The organism is Pseudomonas sp. G3-39 (assembly GCF_054790485.1).
Genome location: NZ_CP186497.1, coordinates 896,641 through 911,507 on the forward strand (window position 1 = coordinate 896,641; position 14,867 = coordinate 911,507).

Annotated in this window: 17 protein-coding genes; 10 read left to right on the top strand and 7 right to left on the bottom strand. The window is 59.7% G+C overall.

Annotated features, from left to right (window positions below; all coding sequences use genetic code 11):
• Nucleotides 1-270: 270 nt before the first annotated feature.
• From lptB to ACOYXG_RS03940, 5 genes are read right to left on the bottom strand one after another with little or no spacing between them, the layout of a single operon-like run.
• On the bottom strand, nucleotides 271-996 hold the full coding sequence (gene lptB, locus ACOYXG_RS03920) for an LPS export ABC transporter ATP-binding protein (RefSeq protein ID WP_007967211.1): 726 nt from the start codon (nucleotides 994-996) through the stop codon (nucleotides 271-273).
• Nucleotides 996-1,541, bottom strand: coding sequence for a lipopolysaccharide transport periplasmic protein LptA (gene lptA / locus ACOYXG_RS03925; protein WP_027610847.1), 546 nt, complete (start codon nucleotides 1,539-1,541; stop codon nucleotides 996-998). Before lptA ends, lptB begins: the two co-directional genes overlap by 1 nt.
• Nucleotides 1,528-2,100: an LPS export ABC transporter periplasmic protein LptC gene (gene lptC / locus ACOYXG_RS03930; RefSeq protein WP_460356010.1), complete on the bottom strand. Its 573-nt coding sequence runs from the start codon at nucleotides 2,098-2,100 to the stop codon at nucleotides 1,528-1,530. The genes lptA and lptC overlap by 14 nt, the downstream gene beginning before the upstream one ends.
• An 8-nt stretch (nucleotides 2,101-2,108) precedes the next feature.
• On the bottom strand, nucleotides 2,109-2,633 hold the full coding sequence (locus tag ACOYXG_RS03935) for a KdsC family phosphatase (RefSeq protein ID WP_460356013.1): 525 nt from the start codon (nucleotides 2,631-2,633) through the stop codon (nucleotides 2,109-2,111).
• A complete protein-coding gene (locus tag ACOYXG_RS03940) occupies nucleotides 2,633-3,607 on the bottom strand; it encodes a KpsF/GutQ family sugar-phosphate isomerase (RefSeq protein WP_027610849.1) in 975 nt (324 codons plus the stop codon). Before ACOYXG_RS03940 ends, ACOYXG_RS03935 begins: the two co-directional genes overlap by 1 nt.
• Before the next feature lie 274 nt (nucleotides 3,608-3,881).
• On the opposite strand from ACOYXG_RS03940, the gene ACOYXG_RS03945 reads away from it, so the two are divergent.
• The 10 genes from ACOYXG_RS03945 (at nucleotide 3,882) to hisC (ending at nucleotide 11,835) form a co-directional block, all read left to right on the top strand.
• Nucleotides 3,882-4,691 (top strand): ATP-binding cassette domain-containing protein, encoded by an 810-nt coding sequence (locus ACOYXG_RS03945; RefSeq protein WP_027610850.1) that lies wholly within the window; start codon nucleotides 3,882-3,884, stop codon nucleotides 4,689-4,691.
• Nucleotides 4,691-5,488, top strand: a complete 798-nt coding sequence (mlaE, locus tag ACOYXG_RS03950; RefSeq protein ID WP_003221704.1) for a lipid asymmetry maintenance ABC transporter permease subunit MlaE — start codon at nucleotides 4,691-4,693, stop codon at nucleotides 5,486-5,488. Before ACOYXG_RS03945 ends, mlaE begins: the two co-directional genes overlap by 1 nt.
• Nucleotides 5,488-5,955, top strand: a complete 468-nt coding sequence (gene mlaD, locus ACOYXG_RS03955) for an outer membrane lipid asymmetry maintenance protein MlaD (RefSeq protein ID WP_007967220.1) — start codon at nucleotides 5,488-5,490, stop codon at nucleotides 5,953-5,955. Before mlaE ends, mlaD begins: the two co-directional genes overlap by 1 nt.
• 11 nt (nucleotides 5,956-5,966) lie before the next feature.
• A complete protein-coding gene (locus tag ACOYXG_RS03960) occupies nucleotides 5,967-6,620 on the top strand; it encodes an MlaC/ttg2D family ABC transporter substrate-binding protein (protein ID WP_027610852.1) in 654 nt (217 codons plus the stop codon).
• On the top strand, nucleotides 6,617-6,922 hold the full coding sequence (locus ACOYXG_RS03965) for an STAS domain-containing protein (RefSeq protein WP_460356019.1): 306 nt from the start codon (nucleotides 6,617-6,619) through the stop codon (nucleotides 6,920-6,922). The genes ACOYXG_RS03960 and ACOYXG_RS03965 overlap by 4 nt, the downstream gene beginning before the upstream one ends.
• A 116-nt stretch (nucleotides 6,923-7,038) precedes the next feature.
• The gene (locus tag ACOYXG_RS03970; RefSeq protein WP_007953556.1) at nucleotides 7,039-7,278 is read left to right on the top strand and encodes a BolA family protein; all 240 of its coding nucleotides are present in this window, start codon (nucleotides 7,039-7,041) and stop codon (nucleotides 7,276-7,278) included.
• Nucleotides 7,279-7,300: 22 nt separating this feature from the next.
• The gene (gene murA / locus ACOYXG_RS03975; protein ID WP_027610854.1) at nucleotides 7,301-8,566 is read left to right on the top strand and encodes a UDP-N-acetylglucosamine 1-carboxyvinyltransferase; all 1,266 of its coding nucleotides are present in this window, start codon (nucleotides 7,301-7,303) and stop codon (nucleotides 8,564-8,566) included.
• A gap of 127 nt (nucleotides 8,567-8,693) precedes the next feature.
• Nucleotides 8,694-9,329 (top strand): ATP phosphoribosyltransferase, encoded by a 636-nt coding sequence (hisG, locus tag ACOYXG_RS03980; protein WP_007967226.1) that lies wholly within the window; start codon nucleotides 8,694-8,696, stop codon nucleotides 9,327-9,329.
• A gap of 125 nt (nucleotides 9,330-9,454) precedes the next feature.
• A complete protein-coding gene (gene hisD / locus ACOYXG_RS03985) occupies nucleotides 9,455-10,780 on the top strand; it encodes a histidinol dehydrogenase (RefSeq protein ID WP_097090392.1) in 1,326 nt (441 codons plus the stop codon).
• 2 nt (nucleotides 10,781-10,782) lie between these two features.
• On the top strand, nucleotides 10,783-11,835 hold the full coding sequence (gene hisC, locus ACOYXG_RS03990; protein WP_097090393.1) for a histidinol-phosphate transaminase: 1,053 nt from the start codon (nucleotides 10,783-10,785) through the stop codon (nucleotides 11,833-11,835).
• 119 nt (nucleotides 11,836-11,954) lie between these two features.
• Here hisC and ACOYXG_RS03995 read toward each other — a convergent pair whose 3' ends face one another.
• Together ACOYXG_RS03995 and ACOYXG_RS04000 are read right to left on the bottom strand one after the other, a co-directional pair.
• Entirely contained in the window at nucleotides 11,955-12,674 is a 720-nt protein-coding gene (locus ACOYXG_RS03995; RefSeq protein WP_460356023.1) for a DUF4198 domain-containing protein, read from the bottom strand.
• Between the two features lie 12 nt (nucleotides 12,675-12,686).
• The gene (locus ACOYXG_RS04000; protein ID WP_460356025.1) at nucleotides 12,687-14,792 is read right to left on the bottom strand and encodes a TonB-dependent siderophore receptor; all 2,106 of its coding nucleotides are present in this window, start codon (nucleotides 14,790-14,792) and stop codon (nucleotides 12,687-12,689) included.
• Between the last annotated feature and the right edge of the window lie 75 nt (nucleotides 14,793-14,867).

The following is a 14,867-nucleotide window of genomic DNA, read 5'->3' on the forward strand; positions in this document are numbered from 1 at the left end:
GGGGCTTAACACCTTATTCGCCGGCGCGCATGCGCCATCCACTACAGGGCGCCGGAGCGCCAAACTTAAGCAAATTATATGCCTGAAACTGTCGTGTTTGCCTAGAGCGCTGTAACAATAAAAGCGTATAAAACTTTGTTGACGCATCGCGTCGGAGCACGGTGAACATCTTTGAGGCGTCGTGTCTGCCTAGAGCGCTGTAACAATAAAAGCGTATAAAAGCCTGCTTCATCGATACAGCACCCGGAGGCTGGCCAAGTGCCTTGGTGCTTACAGGCGGAACTCGTGGCCCAGATACACTTCCTTCACCAGATCGTTGGCAAGGATGGTCGCCGCATCGCCTTCCGCGATCAGTTGACCGTCGTTGACGATGTAGGCGGTTTCGCAGATATCCAGGGTCTCACGCACGTTGTGGTCGGTGATAAGAACACCGATGCCCTTGGCCTTGAGGTGATGGATGATCTGCTTGATGTCGCCGACCGAGATCGGGTCGACACCGGCGAACGGTTCGTCGAGCAGGATGAATTTCGGTGCGGTCGCCAGGGCGCGGGCGATTTCCACCCGGCGGCGTTCACCACCGGACAGGCTCATGCCGAGGTTGTCGCGGATGTGGCTGATGTGGAATTCCTGCAGCAGGCTTTCCAGTTCCTTGCGACGACCGGCCTTGTCGAGTTCCGTGCGGGTTTCGAGGATGGCCATGATGTTATCGGCCACCGACAGTTTGCGGAAGATCGACGCTTCTTGCGGCAGATAGCCGATACCGGCCTTGGCACGGCCGTGCATCGGCTGATGGCTGACGTCCAGATCATCGATCAGTACGCGACCCTGATCGGCCTGCACCAGACCGACGATCATGTAGAAGCAGGTGGTCTTGCCGGCGCCGTTCGGGCCGAGCAGGCCAACGATCTGGCCGCTGTCGATCGACAGGCTGACGTCGCGCACAACCTGGCGGCTTTTATAGGCCTTGGCCAGGTGTTGAGCTTTCAGAGTTGCCATTACTGGGTTTTCTCGTCGGTTTTCTTCTTCGGCTGGATCACCATGTCGATACGCGGACGCGCTTCGGTGACTTTGCTGCCGGTAGCGCGACCGGCACTGGCCAGTTTCTTCACCGTGTCATAGACGATTTTCTCGCCCTGAGTGGTGTTGTTGTCCTTGTCGACAACCTTGGCCTTGTCGATCAGCACGACGCGGTTTTGCGCGGCGTGGTACTGAATCGTCACGCCCCAGCCCTGAACAGGCTTGGCGTCACCCTGGGTTTGCAACTGCTCGAAGTAGGCAAGGTTGCCCACCGAGGTCACCACGTCGATATCGCCGTTCGGAGTACGGGTGATGGTCACCGTATTGCCCTTAACGATCATCGAGCCCTGGGTGATGATCACATCACCTTTATAGGTGGCGATGCCGTTCTTGTCGTCCAGCTGGGCGTCGTCGGCCTGAATGCGGATAGGTTGCTGCTGATCGTTCGGCAGAGCCCAGGCGCTCACGCTTCCCAGTGCTGCGCCCAGACTGAGCAAAATAGGGAGGGTTTTAACGAGCCTCATACTGTCCTCTTACGTTCGATTGCAGGTGTATCCTGCTTTCCTTCAAATACGCCTTCATTCCCACGCCAGTCGATACACCGCCAGCGCCGTCGATTCTAACGGGTTGCTCGGTCTGCGCATATTGCTGCTGAGGGAACACCGTCATGCGTGTGCTGGTGATCAGGGTGTCGCGTTTCTTTTCATCGGTGCGCTTGATGCGTACCGAGTCGATCAATTCTACCTGCGTTCCGTCCGGATTCACTTCGCCTCGCTCGCTGGTCACGTGCCACGGAAACTCGGTGCCGCGATACATGTTGAGGTCGGGTTTGGTAACCAGAGTCACATCCGTCGCTTTCAGGTGTTCGGCCTTGTCCGACGTCATTTCGTACTGCACTTTGCCGTCCGGCAGATATTGCAGGGTATGCGTATTGGTGGCGTACCAGTCGATGGCAGTGTCTTCGACCTTGGCCACAGGCATGTCGAGGAAACGTTCCGGACTGATGTTCCAGTAGCCGACCGCCGCAAACATCGCAGCGATGCAGCCGAACAGCAGGAAGTTGCGAAATTTTTTGCTAAACATGATTTGGCTCACAGGTACGCGGCGTTGGCCGCATCGAGGCGGCCCTGGGCGCGCAGGATCAATTCGCAGAATTCGCGGGCGGCACCTTCGCCACCGCGGGCCCGAGTGACGCCATGGGCGTGTTCGCGCACGAAGTCGGCAGCATTGGCAACGGCCATGCCCAGGCCTACGCGGCGGATCACCGGAAGGTCAGGCAGGTCGTCACCCAGGTAGGCGACCTGTTTATAGCTTAGGCCCAGTTGCGCCAGCAGGCCGTCCAGAACCACCAATTTGTCTTCGCGGCCCTGAAACAGGTGCGGGATGCCGAGGTTCTTCGCCCGGCGTTCAACCACCGGGGTCTTGCGGCCACTGATGATGGCGGTCTCGACACCGGCATTCATCAGCATCTTGATGCCCTGGCCGTCGAGGGTGTTGAAGGTCTTGAATTCGCTGCCGTCTTCGAGGAAGTACAGGCGCCCGTCGGTGAGGACGCCGTCGACGTCGAACACCGCCAGTTTGATCGCTTTGCCGCGTTGCAGCAGATCGGTGGTCATTACATCACTCCTGCACGCAGCAGATCGGAGAGGTTGAAGGCGCCGATCGGGCGATCTTCTTCGTCCACGACAACCAGTGCGTTGATTCGGTGGTCTTCCATGATTTTCAGGGCTTCGGCGGCGAGCATCTCGGGCCGTGCGGTCTTGCCGTGTGCGGTCATGACCTGGTCGATGGTGGCGCTGCGGATGTCGATGCTGCGGTCCAGCGTGCGGCGCAAATCGCCGTCGGTGAAGATTCCGGCCAGTTTGCCATCGGCTTCAACGATCGCGGTCATGCCCAGACCCTTGCGGGTCATTTCCATGAGCGCGTCCTTGAGCAGGGTGCCGCGCTGCACTTGCGGCAGCTCTTGCCCGGCATGCATGACGTTTTCCACTTTCAGCAGCAGGCGTCGACCCAGAGCGCCGCCCGGGTGTGAAAAGGCAAAATCTTCGGCGGTGAAACCACGCGCTTCCAGCAGCGCCACGGCCAGGGCATCGCCCATGACCAGCGCGGCGGTGGTCGAGGAAGTCGGTGCCAGGTTCAGCGGGCAGGCTTCGTGTTCGACATGAACGTTGAGATTGACTTCGGCAGCTTTGGCCAGCGGCGACTGCGGATTGCCTGTGAGGCTGATCAGCTGGATGCCGAGGCGCTTGATCAATGGCAGCAGGGTGACGATTTCGTTGGTCGAGCCGGAGTTGGAGAGGGCGAGGATCACGTCGTCGCGGGTGATCATGCCCATGTCGCCATGGCTGGCTTCGGCCGGGTGGACGAAAAATGCCGGGGTGCCGGTGCTGGCCAGGGTCGCGGCAATCTTGTTGCCGACGTGCCCGGATTTGCCCATGCCGACCACGACCACACGGCCTTTGCTGGCCAGAATCATCTCGCAAGCGCGTACGAAATCGGCGTCGATATGGGGCAACAAGCCTTGTACGGCTTCCACTTCGAGGCGGATGGTGCGTTGTGCCGATTGAATCAGGTCGCTGGATTGGCTCATGTCAGAAATCGTATAGCCCGATGAAAAGGCGGCGATTATAGCGGTTATGTTGAAAAGCCTCACGCAAGTTCGTCGTGCTTTGTCATTCCGCGTCAGCAAAACCCCGAAAAAGTGCCATCAGGCCTGTCATATCGTTGAACGCGGAGGGGCGGGGCCTTGGGCGCTTGGCGTTTGCAGTGATATAGTTCGCCGCCAGTTCGGCCTGCCCGGGAGGTATGTGCTTTCTGCGGAAAGCCAGGCGTCCGAGTGAGAGGCTGCATCGCAAGGAGTTTAGATGAGTGCCGATAACGCCTACGCGGTCGAGCTGAAGGGAGTCTCCTTCAAGCGCGGTGCGCGCAGCATTTTCAATAACGTCGATATTCGCATCCCGCGTGGCAAGGTTACCGGCATCATGGGACCTTCCGGGTGCGGCAAGACCACTTTGTTGCGCTTGATGGGTGCACAGTTGCGTCCTTCCAGCGGCGAAGTCTGGGTCAACGGCCAGAACCTGCCGACGCTGTCGCGCAGTGATCTGTTCGATGCGCGCAAGCACATGGGCGTGCTGTTTCAAAGCGGCGCGCTGTTCACCGATCTCGATGTCTTCGAGAACGTCGCTTTCCCCCTGCGCGTTCATACCCAATTGCCGGATGAAATGATCCGCGACATCGTCCTGCTCAAATTGCAGGCGGTCGGTTTGCGCGGTGCCATCGAGCTGATGCCCGACGAGCTGTCCGGCGGCATGAAGCGTCGGGTCGCCCTGGCCCGGGCGATTGCGCTCGATCCGCAGATTCTCATGTATGACGAGCCTTTCGTCGGTCAGGATCCGATCGCCATGGGCGTGCTGGTACGCCTGATCCGTCTGCTCAACGATGCGCTGGGGATCACCAGCATCGTGGTCTCCCACGATCTGGCCGAAACCGCGAGCATCGCTGACTACATCTATGTAGTGGGTGATGGTCAGGTGCTGGGGCAGGGCACGCCGGACGAATTGATGAATTCGGAGGAGCCGCGTATTCGCCAGTTCATGACCGGCAATCCCGATGGCCCGGTGCCGTACCATTTTCCAGCGACGGATTACCGCGCAGATCTTCTGGGGAAGCGCTGATGCGCAGAATTTCATTAATAGAACGCGTACGCCGCTTCGGCGAGGCGGCGATCGACGCCGTCGCGGTGTTTGGCCGCGCGACCCTGTTCCTGTTTCACGCCCTGCTCGGTCGTGGCGGTATCAGCGGCGGTTTCGGCCTGCTGGTCAAGCAGTTGCATTCGGTCGGCGTGATGTCGCTGGTGATCATCGTCGTGTCAGGGATCTTCATCGGCATGGTGCTGGCGCTGCAGGGCTTCAGTATTCTGTCGAGCTACGGTTCGGAGCAGGCGGTAGGGCAGATGGTGGCCCTGACGTTGCTGCGTGAACTGGGGCCAGTCGTGACGGCGTTGCTGTTTGCCGGGCGTGCCGGTTCGGCGCTGACCGCAGAAATTGGCAACATGAAGTCCACCGAACAGCTTTCCAGCCTGGAAATGATCGGTGTCGATCCGCTCAAATACATTATTGCCCCGCGTCTGTGGGCCGGTTTCATTTCCCTGCCGGTGCTGGCGATGATTTTCAGCGTGGTGGGAATCTGGGGCGGTTCGTGGGTGGCTGTCGACTGGCTTGGCGTGTATGAAGGCTCCTACTGGGCGAACATGCAGAACAGCGTGAACTTCACCAGCGATGTGCTCAACGGCGTCATCAAAAGTATCGTTTTCGCCTTCGTCGTGACCTGGATCGCCGTATTCCAAGGCTATGACTGTGAGCCCACTTCCGAGGGCATCAGTCGCGCCACCACCAAGACCGTGGTATTCGCCTCGCTGGCGGTACTGGGCCTGGACTTTATTCTGACCGCTTTGATGTTTGGAGATTTCTGATGCAAAACCGCACCCTGGAAATCGGTGTCGGCCTGTTCCTGCTGGCAGGGATCCTGGCTTTGTTGCTACTGGCTCTGCGGGTCAGTGGCCTGTCTCCGACTTCGACCACCGACACCTATAAACTGTATGCCTACTTCGACAATATCGCCGGTTTGACGGTCAGAGCCAAAGTGACCATGGCTGGCGTAACCATCGGCAAGGTCACGGCCATCGATCTGGATCGCGACAGCTTCACCGGTCGGGTAACCCTGCAAGTGGATAAAAAGGTCGACAACCTGCCGACCGACTCCACAGCGTCTATCCTGACCGCTGGCCTGTTGGGCGAGAAGTACATCGGTATCAGCGTGGGCGGCGAAGACACCCGTCTGAAGGATGGTGGAACCATCCACGACACCCAGTCGTCTCTGGTACTGGAAGACCTGATCGGTAAATTCCTGCTCAATACCGTTAGCAAAGACGCCAAATGAGGAGCTTTTGAATGATCTCTACCTTGCGACGTGGCCTGTTGGTGTTGCTTGCGGCACTGCCGATGCTGGCTAGCGCTGCGCCCGGACAGTCGGCGCACGACCTGATTCAGGACACCACGAACCGGATGCTGGCCGACTTGTCGGCCAATAAAGAGAAGTACAAGAAGGATCCGCAGGACTTCTACACGGCGCTGAACACCATCGTCGGACCTGTGGTGGATGCCGAAGGCATTTCCAAGAGCATCATGACGGTCAAGTATTCGCGCAAGGCCACGCCGGCGCAGATGCAAACCTTCCAGGAAAACTTCAAGCGCGGCCTGTTCCAGTTCTATGGCAATGCCTTGCTCGAATACAACAACCAGGGCATCACGGTTGATCCGGCCAAGGATGAGTCCGGCGATCGCACCAGCGTCGGCATGACCGTCAAGGGCAACAACGGCGCGATCTACCCTGTGCAGTACACGCTGGAGAAGATCAATGGCGAGTGGAAACTGCGCAATGTGATCATCAACGGCATCAACATCGGCAAGCTGTTCCGTGATCAGTTCGCCGACGCGATGCAGCGCAATGGCAACGATCTGGACAAGACCATCAACAATTGGGCTGGCGAAGTGGCCAAGGCCAAGGAAACCACCGAGAAAGCTGCCGAGAAGCCAGCACAATGAATGAGGCGGCAGTTCGTATGAGTGATGTCGACGAGCTATTGCTCAGCGGAGTGCTGGACTATCGAACAGGTCCCGACCTGCGCAAGGAAGGCCAGGCGCTGATCAAGTCCAGCAAGGCGGCATCGCTGGTCATCGATTGCTCGGCAGTGAAGAAGTCCAGCAGCGTCGGCTTGTCCTTGCTGCTGTGCTTCATGCGCGATGTCCAGGCGGCCGGCAAGGCCGTCAGCATCCGTGCGATGCCGGAAGACATGCGCGAAATCGCTCAGGTCAGTGAACTGACCGAGTTGCTGGCGCACCCCTGAACCCGCATCGATAAACAAGCCCCCCGTCAGAGTCCTGCCAATGCGGGGTTCGCAGGCGCGGGGCTTTTTTGTATGATGTCCGACCCGTGCGCACAGGGCGCCGATTGAGGTTGAGCATGCAGGCCGTAGAAGTGAAGAGCTTCCTTGAAGGAAAGCTGCCAGGAACGCAGGTGGAAGTTGAAGGCGAAGGCTGCAACTTCCAGCTGAACGTGATTAGTGATGAACTGGCGGCGTTGAGCCCGGTCAAGCGTCAGCAAAGCATCTATGCCCATTTGAACCCTTGGATCGCCGATGGCAGCATCCACGCGGTCACTATGAAATTTTTCAGCAGCGCGGCCTGGGCCGAGCGCACCTGAGCCCTAGGGCGTCGAGATTCTTATGGATAAATTGATTATTACCGGTGGCGTTCGTCTTGATGGCGAAATCCGTATCTCCGGGGCGAAGAACTCCGCCCTGCCGATTCTGGCTGCCACCCTGCTGTGCGATGGCCCGGTGACCGTTGGCAACCTGCCGCACCTGCACGACATCACCACCATGATCGAGCTGTTCGGTCGCATGGGCATCGAGCCGGTGATCGACGAGAAGCTCAGCGTCGAAATCGACCCACGCACCATCAAGACCCTGATCGCGCCGTACGAACTGGTGAAAACCATGCGTGCCTCGATCCTGGTACTGGGCCCGATGGTTGCGCGTTTCGGTGAAGCCGAAGTCGCCCTGCCTGGCGGTTGCGCCATCGGTTCGCGTCCGGTCGACCTGCACATTCGTGGCCTCGAAGCCATGGGCGCGGTGATCGACGTCGAAGGCGGCTACATCAAGGCCAAGGCGCCTGAAGGCGGTCTGCGCGGTGCGCACTTCTTCTTCGATACCGTCAGCGTGACCGGTACCGAAAACATCATGATGGCAGCCGCCCTGGCCAAGGGTCGCAGCGTGCTGCAGAACGCTGCGCGCGAGCCTGAAGTGGTTGACCTGGCGAACTTCCTCAACGCCATGGGCGCCAAGGTATCCGGCGCCGGTACCGACACCATCACCATCGATGGCGTCGAGCGTCTGGGGTCGTGCTTCTACAAAGTCATGCCCGACCGTATCGAAACCGGCACCTACCTGGTGGCCGCTGCGGTCACCGGTGGCCGCGTGAAGGTCAAGGACACTGATCCGACCATTCTTGAAGCGGTCCTGGAAAAGCTCCGTGAGTCCGGTGCGGAAATCACCTGCGGTGAAGACTGGATCGAGCTGAACATGCACGGCAAGCGCCCGAAAGCGGTCAACGTGCGTACCGCGCCGTACCCGGCGTTCCCGACCGACATGCAGGCGCAGTTCATCTCGCTCAACGCCATTGCCGAAGGCACCGGTGCAGTGATCGAGACGATCTTCGAAAACCGTTTCATGCACGTGTACGAACTGCACCGCATGGGCGCCAGGATCCAGGTCGAAGGCAACACCGCGATCGTCACCGGTACTGAAGTCCTGAAGGGCGCGCCAGTGATGGCCACCGACCTGCGTGCTTCGGCCAGCCTGGTGATCTCGGCACTGGTGGCCGAAGGCGACACCCTGATCGACCGCATCTACCACATAGACCGTGGTTACGAGTGCATCGAAGAAAAACTGCAGATGCTGGGCGCCAAGATCCGTCGCGTTCCGGGCTGATTGCTGCATGCGGACACAGGGACGTGTCCACTGAATTTGTTTCGAGTCGAGCCGGTATCCGGCTCGATGTGTGTCCGGCGCCGATTGCGACCGGACATGAGTACCTTGATAAGGACTGACGTTTCCCATGTTGACCATCGCACTGTCCAAGGGCCGCATCCTTGACGACACTTTGCCGCTTCTCGCTGAAGCCGGCATCGTGCCGACCGAGAATCCGGACAAGAGCCGCAAGCTGATCATCCCCACCACTCAGGATGACGTACGTCTGTTGATCGTGCGTGCCACCGACGTGCCGACCTATGTCGAGCATGGCGCGGCCGACCTTGGCGTCGCCGGTAAAGACGTGTTGATGGAATACACCGGTCAGGGCCTTTACGAGCCGCTGGATCTGCAGATTGCCCAGTGCAAGCTGATGACCGCCGGCAAGATCGGCGCGGCCGAGCCCAAGGGCCGTCTGCGCGTGGCGACCAAGTTCGTCAACGTCGCCAAGCGTTACTACGCCGAACAGGGGCGTCAGGTCGACATCATCAAGCTCTACGGTTCGATGGAGCTGGCGCCGCTGATCGGTCTGGCCGACAAGATCATCGACGTGGTCGACACCGGCAACACCCTGCGCGCCAATGGCCTGGAACCTCAGGAACTGATCGCCACGATCAGCTCGCGCCTGGTGGTCAACAAGGCTTCGATGAAGATGCAACACGCCCGAATCCAGGCGTTGATCGATACCCTGCGCAACGCAGTGGAATCGCGACACCGCGGCTGATTCACCTGCGTGACCTTGAGTCGCGCCCGTCTATCCGCCTCATAGCCAGAATCTCAGGTGCCCAAGCGGAAACGACTGCTAAGTTAGGGCGCCTGAGTTTTTGCCATTCCTATGAGGCTCTCGCTATGACCGCACCGACTGCAATTCGCCGACTCAACGCTGCTGACCCGGATTTCGCGCATCATCTGGATCATCTGCTGAGCTGGGAAAGTGTGTCTGACGACTCGGTCAATCAGCGCGTGCTGGACATCATCAAGGCGGTGCGCGAGCGCGGCGACGCGGCGCTGGTCGAGTTCACCCAGAAGTTCGACGGCCTCGAAGTCGCCTCCATGGCTGACTTGATCCTGCCACGCGAGCGTCTGGAACTGGCCCTGACCCGCATCACCGTGGCACAGCGCGAAGCGCTGGAAAAAGCCGCGGCGCGGGTGCGCAGCTACCACGAAAAACAGAAACAGGATTCCTGGAGCTATACCGAGGCCGACGGCACCGTACTCGGGCAGAAGGTCACACCGCTGGATCGGGCCGGTCTGTATGTGCCGGGCGGCAAGGCGTCGTATCCATCGTCGGTGTTGATGAACGCGATTCCGGCCAAGGTCGCCGGCGTGACCGAAGTGGTCATGGTCGTGCCAACCCCGCGCGGTGAAATCAATGAACTGGTGCTGGCGGCGGCGTGCATTGCCGGCGTTGACCGGGTGTTCACCATCGGCGGTGCGCAAGCGGTTGCCGCGCTGGCTTACGGCACTGAAAGCGTGCCGCAGGTGGACAAGGTCGTCGGCCCGGGCAACATCTATGTGGCCACCGCCAAGCGTCACGTGTTCGGTCAGGTCGGCATCGACATGATCGCCGGCCCGTCGGAAATCCTTGTGGTGTGCGACGGCCAGACCGATCCGGACTGGATCGCCATGGATCTGTTCTCCCAGGCCGAGCACGACGAAGACGCGCAGGCAATTCTAGTCAGCCCGGACGCCGAATTCCTCGACAAGGTCGCTGCGAGCATCGACAAACTGCTGCCGACCATGGACCGCGCAACCATTATCGAAACCTCGATCAATGGTCGCGGTGCACTGATTCATGTGCGCGACATGGCGCAAGCCATCGAAGTCGCCAACCGTATCGCCCCGGAACACTTGGAGCTGTCGGTCGCTGATCCACAAGCGTGGTTGCCGCAGATCCGTCACGCCGGTGCGATCTTCATGGGCCGTCACACCTCCGAGGCGCTGGGCGACTACTGCGCTGGTCCGAACCACGTGTTGCCGACCTCTGGCACCGCGCGGTTCTCCTCGCCGCTGGGTGTGTACGACTTCCAGAAACGTTCGTCGATCATCTTCTGCTCCGAGGCCGGTGCTTCCGAGCTGGGCAAGACCGCTTCGGTGCTGGCCCGTGGCGAATCCCTGAGTGCGCACGCACGCAGCGCCGAATACCGCATCAAAGCTGAGCAGAAGGGGAACTGATCATGAGTAAATTCTGGAGCCCGTTCGTCAAGGATCTGGTGCCGTATGTGCCGGGCGAGCAGCCAAAGCTGACCAAACTGGTCAAGCTCAACACCAACGAAAACCCCTACGGCCCGTCGCCAAAAGCCCTGGCGGCGATGCAGACCGAACTCAACGACAACCTGCGTCTGTACCCGGACCCGAACAGCGATCTGCTGAAAAGCGCCGTCGCCAACTACTACGGCGTGCAGAGCAATCAAGTGTTCCTCGGCAATGGTTCGGACGAAGTGCTCGCGCACATCTTTCACGGTCTGCTGCAACACGAGCAGCCGCTGCTGTTCCCGGACATCAGCTACAGCTTCTATCCGGTGTATTGCGGTCTGTACGGCATCCAGTTCGATGCCGTGCCGCTGGACGCGCAGTTCCAGATCAACCCGGCGGACTACGCCAAACCGAACGGCGGGATCATTTTCCCCAATCCGAACGCACCGACCGGTTGCCTGTTGGCGCTGGAGGCGGTCGAGCAGATCCTCAAGACCAGCCCGGATTCGGTAGTGGTCGTGGATGAGGCGTACATCGACTTCGGTGGCGAAACCGCGATCAGTCTGGTGGACCGTTATCCGAACCTGCTGGTGACCCAGACCCTGTCCAAGTCGCGCTCGCTGGCCGGCCTGCGCGTCGGTCTGGCGGTGGGGCACCCGGATCTGATCGAGGCGCTGGAGCGGATCAAGAACAGCTTCAACTCCTATCCGCTGGATCGCCTGGCGATTGTCGGGGCGGCGGCAGCGTTCGAGGATCGCGAGTATTTCGACAAGACCTGCCGTCTGGTGATCGAGAGCCGTGAATGGGTGATCGCGCAATTGCAGGCCAAAGGCTTTGAAGTGCTGCCTTCGGCGGCGAACTTCATCTTCGCCCGTCACCCGCAACACGATGCAGCAGGGCTGGCAGCCAAACTGCGCGAGCAGGGTGTGATCGTGCGTCACTTCAAGCAGGAGCGGATTGCCCAGTTCCTGCGGATCTCGATCGGTACGCCGGAGCAGAATCAGGCGCTGATCGACGGCCTCGGCGAACTCTAAAACACCATTACCCCCGTAGGAGCGAGCCTGCTCGCGATAGCGGACGGACATTCAGCATTTATGCTGACTGACCCGGCGCAATCGCGAGCAGGCTCGCTCCTACAGGGGACTTGTGTTGATTATTCGTGATGTGGCTCACCCAAAAACGTTAGCGAACTGAACAGTCCACGACTGTTCACATCAGCACTGCCCTTCACCGGCACCTCCACCTGCGCGGCAATCACATTCAACCCTTCATTACGCACCAACACCTGCGCGCGGCCGTCCTTGTCAGTCTCGGTGCTCAAGGTATTCGGCGCACTGCGATAGTCACCGATCAACTTCACCCCCGCCGCCGGTTTGCCATCAAGCAACACCCGCACCGGCAATGATTGCCCCGGCCCGACCGTCAGCGGATCGACTTCCGGCAGAATCAGCAATTTGATCTGATCAAGCTTGGGCAACTTGGCCCCCGGCTGATAAATCGCCAGGCTGTACTTGAAGGTCTGCGTCGCCTCGACAGCGCCCGGCACTTTGCTGCGCCCCTCATTGATCCATTTTTTGTCAGCGGTTTGCGACCACATACCGTTGTTCAACGCCACTGCCAGTACCGCCGGCGTTTTCAGAGGTTTCAGGCGAGCGTGATCAGGCAGGCGCTCAACGCTGACCGGAATCATTTTTCCGCCCGCGTCATAAGCCCAGGCGCCGCTGATTTTCTGCGCCTTGAAGGCATTGTCTTCGGCGCCGTGGCCGTAGATCACTTCGATATTGCCGCGCCGTTGTTCTGTCCACAGGCCATGGGCCGAGGCTTGAGTGACGAACAAAGCGGCGATGATCAGTAGGGTTTTGCCGTATTGCATAGTGACGTCCTTTTACAGGTTGAGTGTCAGGCTGACGGTGAAATTGCGCGGCTCGCCGGGGTTGACCCAGTAATTGCTGTAGGAGCGCTCGTAGTATTTTTCGTCGAAGAGGTTGTTGAGGTTCAGGCCAACCGTGACGTTGTCGCTGGCCTTGTAATGGGCCAGCAGATCGACGGTGTGATAGGCCGGCATTTCAAAATCACCGCCGGCTTCACCGGAGCGATCGCCGACATAGGTGAACGCCGCGCCGACGTCCGAGCCGCGCAAATGGCCGTCCTGAAATTCGTACACACCGAGCAGGCTGCCACTGCGCTTGGCCACGCCAAGGATGCGGCTGCCGGTCGGGATTGCCGCGTCGCCCTTGGTCACTTCAGCGTCGATGTAAGCGAAGGCACCCATCACCCGCACGGCATCGGTCATTTGCCCGGTCACTTGCCAGTCGAAACCGCGACTGCGCGCCTTGCCCATCGCGCGACTAGTGTCGGTGCCCGGGTCGAGGGCGAGGACGTTCTCCTTGTCGATGTGGAAGAAGGCGAGGGTGCTGCTCAGGCGCTCGTCGAACAGTTCGTTCTTGATCCCGATTTCGTAACCGATGCCCTCTTCGGGATCGAAGGATTTGCCGGAGGCGTCGAGGCCGTTATTCGGTTTGAACGAGGTCGAGGTGTTGGCGAACAGGCCGGTGTTCGGCGTCAACTGATAGAGCAGGCCGGCGCGTTGGGTGAGGGCGTCGTGAGTCTGCTGGCTTTTGGCATCGCGGGTGTGATCGTCGATGCGTTGATCAAAGTGTTCGAAGCGTGCGCCGATCATCCCGCGCAGTTTGTCGGTGAAGATGATTTGATCCTGCAGGTTCAGTGCGTGGCTTTCGACGTGTTCGAAGAAGTCAGTACCCGAGCGTGGGCCGTTGGGTTTTGGTTGGCCGTAGATCGGCTTGTAGATGTCGATGGCGTAGGGACCGCCAGCGATGGTAGTGACACGTTCGTTCTTGCGGAAGTTCTCGTATTCGGTGCCGATCAGCAGTTCGTGCTGCCATGGGCCGAGGTCGAACAGACCGCGCAGCTCCAATTGGGTGATGCTGTCGTGCCAGTTAGTGTCCCGTTCGCGGTAGCGTCGGTTGACCGTGTGACCATCGGCGTTCAGCGCACGACTTTCAGACGCGTCGCCCCACAGTTTGCCTTCCTTGTAGTGGCTGGCCAGACGCAGTTTCCAGCTGTCGTTGAGGTGATGTTCAAGGGTGGCCTGGAGCAGGTTGTTGTGGTTGTCGATGTTGCCGTCGTTCGGTTCACCGAGGAAGGTCGAGCGCGAAACGCCGCTCCATTTGTTGTTCGGCGCGACGATTCCTCGGTCGAACGTGGAGTTGTGCCGGACGATTTCGCTTTCCACCAACAACGAAGTGTCCGGGCTCAGTTGCCAACTGATCGAAGGTGCGACGAAGACCCGCTGGCTGTCGACGTGATCACGGAAGCTGTGGTTGTCTTCGACCGCGAGGTTGATCCGCGAGAGCACGTCCCCCTGCTCGTCGAGCGGCGTATTGACGTCCAGTGCCGTGCGATAACGATCCCAGCTGCCAGCGCTGGTCTGCAGGGTGGTGAACGCTTCGGGCTGCGGTTTTTTGGTGACGATGTTCACCGTGCCGCCCGGATCGCCTCGGCCATACAGGCTCGCGGCCGGGCCTTTGAGGACTTCGATGCGCTCCACGTTGGCGGCGTCCGGCGTGCTCGGATAGCCGCGATTGGCGCTGAAACCGTCCTTGTAGAACTCCGAGGTGGTGAAGCCGCGCACGCTGTATTCGTACAGCGTCAGGCCGCCAAAATTGTTCTGCTTCGACACGCCGCCGGCAAAATCCAGTGCGCGTTCGACACTGGTGCTGCCCAGATCTTTGAGCACGCTGGCGGGCACTACGCTGATCGTTTGGGGAATGTCGCGGATGGCGGTGTCGGTTTTGGTTGCACTGGCGGAGCGCGTCGCGCGGTAGCCGCTGACCGGCCCGCTGGGGGATTCATAATCGGAAGTGACGCTGATGGCGTCGAGTTCGAGGGGTTGCGGATCTTCGGCGAAGACCGGATCGCCCAGCAGGCCCAGGGTCAGGCCAAGCAGCGAAGCCTTTTTTCGAGACGACATGTTATGTTGTTCCAATCGTTAAATTGAAACAATATAACATGCCTGTTGAGAGTGTCTTTCATTCGCGCACTCGGC

What these genes read in the sequence shown, in the direction of transcription:
- ACOYXG_RS03935 (WP_460356013.1), bottom strand. Translation starts at nt 2,633, where the DNA reads ATGACCACCGATCTGCTGCAACGCGGCAAAGCGATCAAACTGGCGGTG.
- mlaE (WP_003221704.1), top strand. Translation starts at nt 4,691, where the DNA reads ATGCGCAGAATTTCATTAATAGAACGCGTACGCCGCTTCGGCGAGGCG.
- ACOYXG_RS03970 (WP_007953556.1), top strand. Translation starts at nt 7,039, where the DNA reads ATGCAGGCCGTAGAAGTGAAGAGCTTCCTTGAAGGAAAGCTGCCAGGA.
- ACOYXG_RS04000 (WP_460356025.1), bottom strand. Translation starts at nt 14,792, where the DNA reads ATGTCGTCTCGAAAAAAGGCTTCGCTGCTTGGCCTGACCCTGGGCCTG.
- mlaD (WP_007967220.1), top strand. Translation starts at nt 5,488, where the DNA reads ATGCAAAACCGCACCCTGGAAATCGGTGTCGGCCTGTTCCTGCTGGCA.
- ACOYXG_RS03960 (WP_027610852.1), top strand. Translation starts at nt 5,967, where the DNA reads ATGATCTCTACCTTGCGACGTGGCCTGTTGGTGTTGCTTGCGGCACTG.
- lptA (WP_027610847.1), bottom strand. Translation starts at nt 1,541, where the DNA reads ATGAGGCTCGTTAAAACCCTCCCTATTTTGCTCAGTCTGGGCGCAGCA.
- ACOYXG_RS03940 (WP_027610849.1), bottom strand. Translation starts at nt 3,607, where the DNA reads ATGAGCCAATCCAGCGACCTGATTCAATCGGCACAACGCACCATCCGC.
- ACOYXG_RS03965 (WP_460356019.1), top strand. Translation starts at nt 6,617, where the DNA reads ATGAATGAGGCGGCAGTTCGTATGAGTGATGTCGACGAGCTATTGCTC.
- hisG (WP_007967226.1), top strand. Translation starts at nt 8,694, where the DNA reads ATGTTGACCATCGCACTGTCCAAGGGCCGCATCCTTGACGACACTTTG.
- murA (WP_027610854.1), top strand. Translation starts at nt 7,301, where the DNA reads ATGGATAAATTGATTATTACCGGTGGCGTTCGTCTTGATGGCGAAATC.
- ACOYXG_RS03945 (WP_027610850.1), top strand. Translation starts at nt 3,882, where the DNA reads ATGAGTGCCGATAACGCCTACGCGGTCGAGCTGAAGGGAGTCTCCTTC.
- lptC (WP_460356010.1), bottom strand. Translation starts at nt 2,100, where the DNA reads ATGTTTAGCAAAAAATTTCGCAACTTCCTGCTGTTCGGCTGCATCGCT.
- hisC (WP_097090393.1), top strand. Translation starts at nt 10,783, where the DNA reads ATGAGTAAATTCTGGAGCCCGTTCGTCAAGGATCTGGTGCCGTATGTG.
- ACOYXG_RS03995 (WP_460356023.1), bottom strand. Translation starts at nt 12,674, where the DNA reads ATGCAATACGGCAAAACCCTACTGATCATCGCCGCTTTGTTCGTCACT.
- lptB (WP_007967211.1), bottom strand. Translation starts at nt 996, where the DNA reads ATGGCAACTCTGAAAGCTCAACACCTGGCCAAGGCCTATAAAAGCCGC.
- hisD (WP_097090392.1), top strand. Translation starts at nt 9,455, where the DNA reads ATGACCGCACCGACTGCAATTCGCCGACTCAACGCTGCTGACCCGGAT.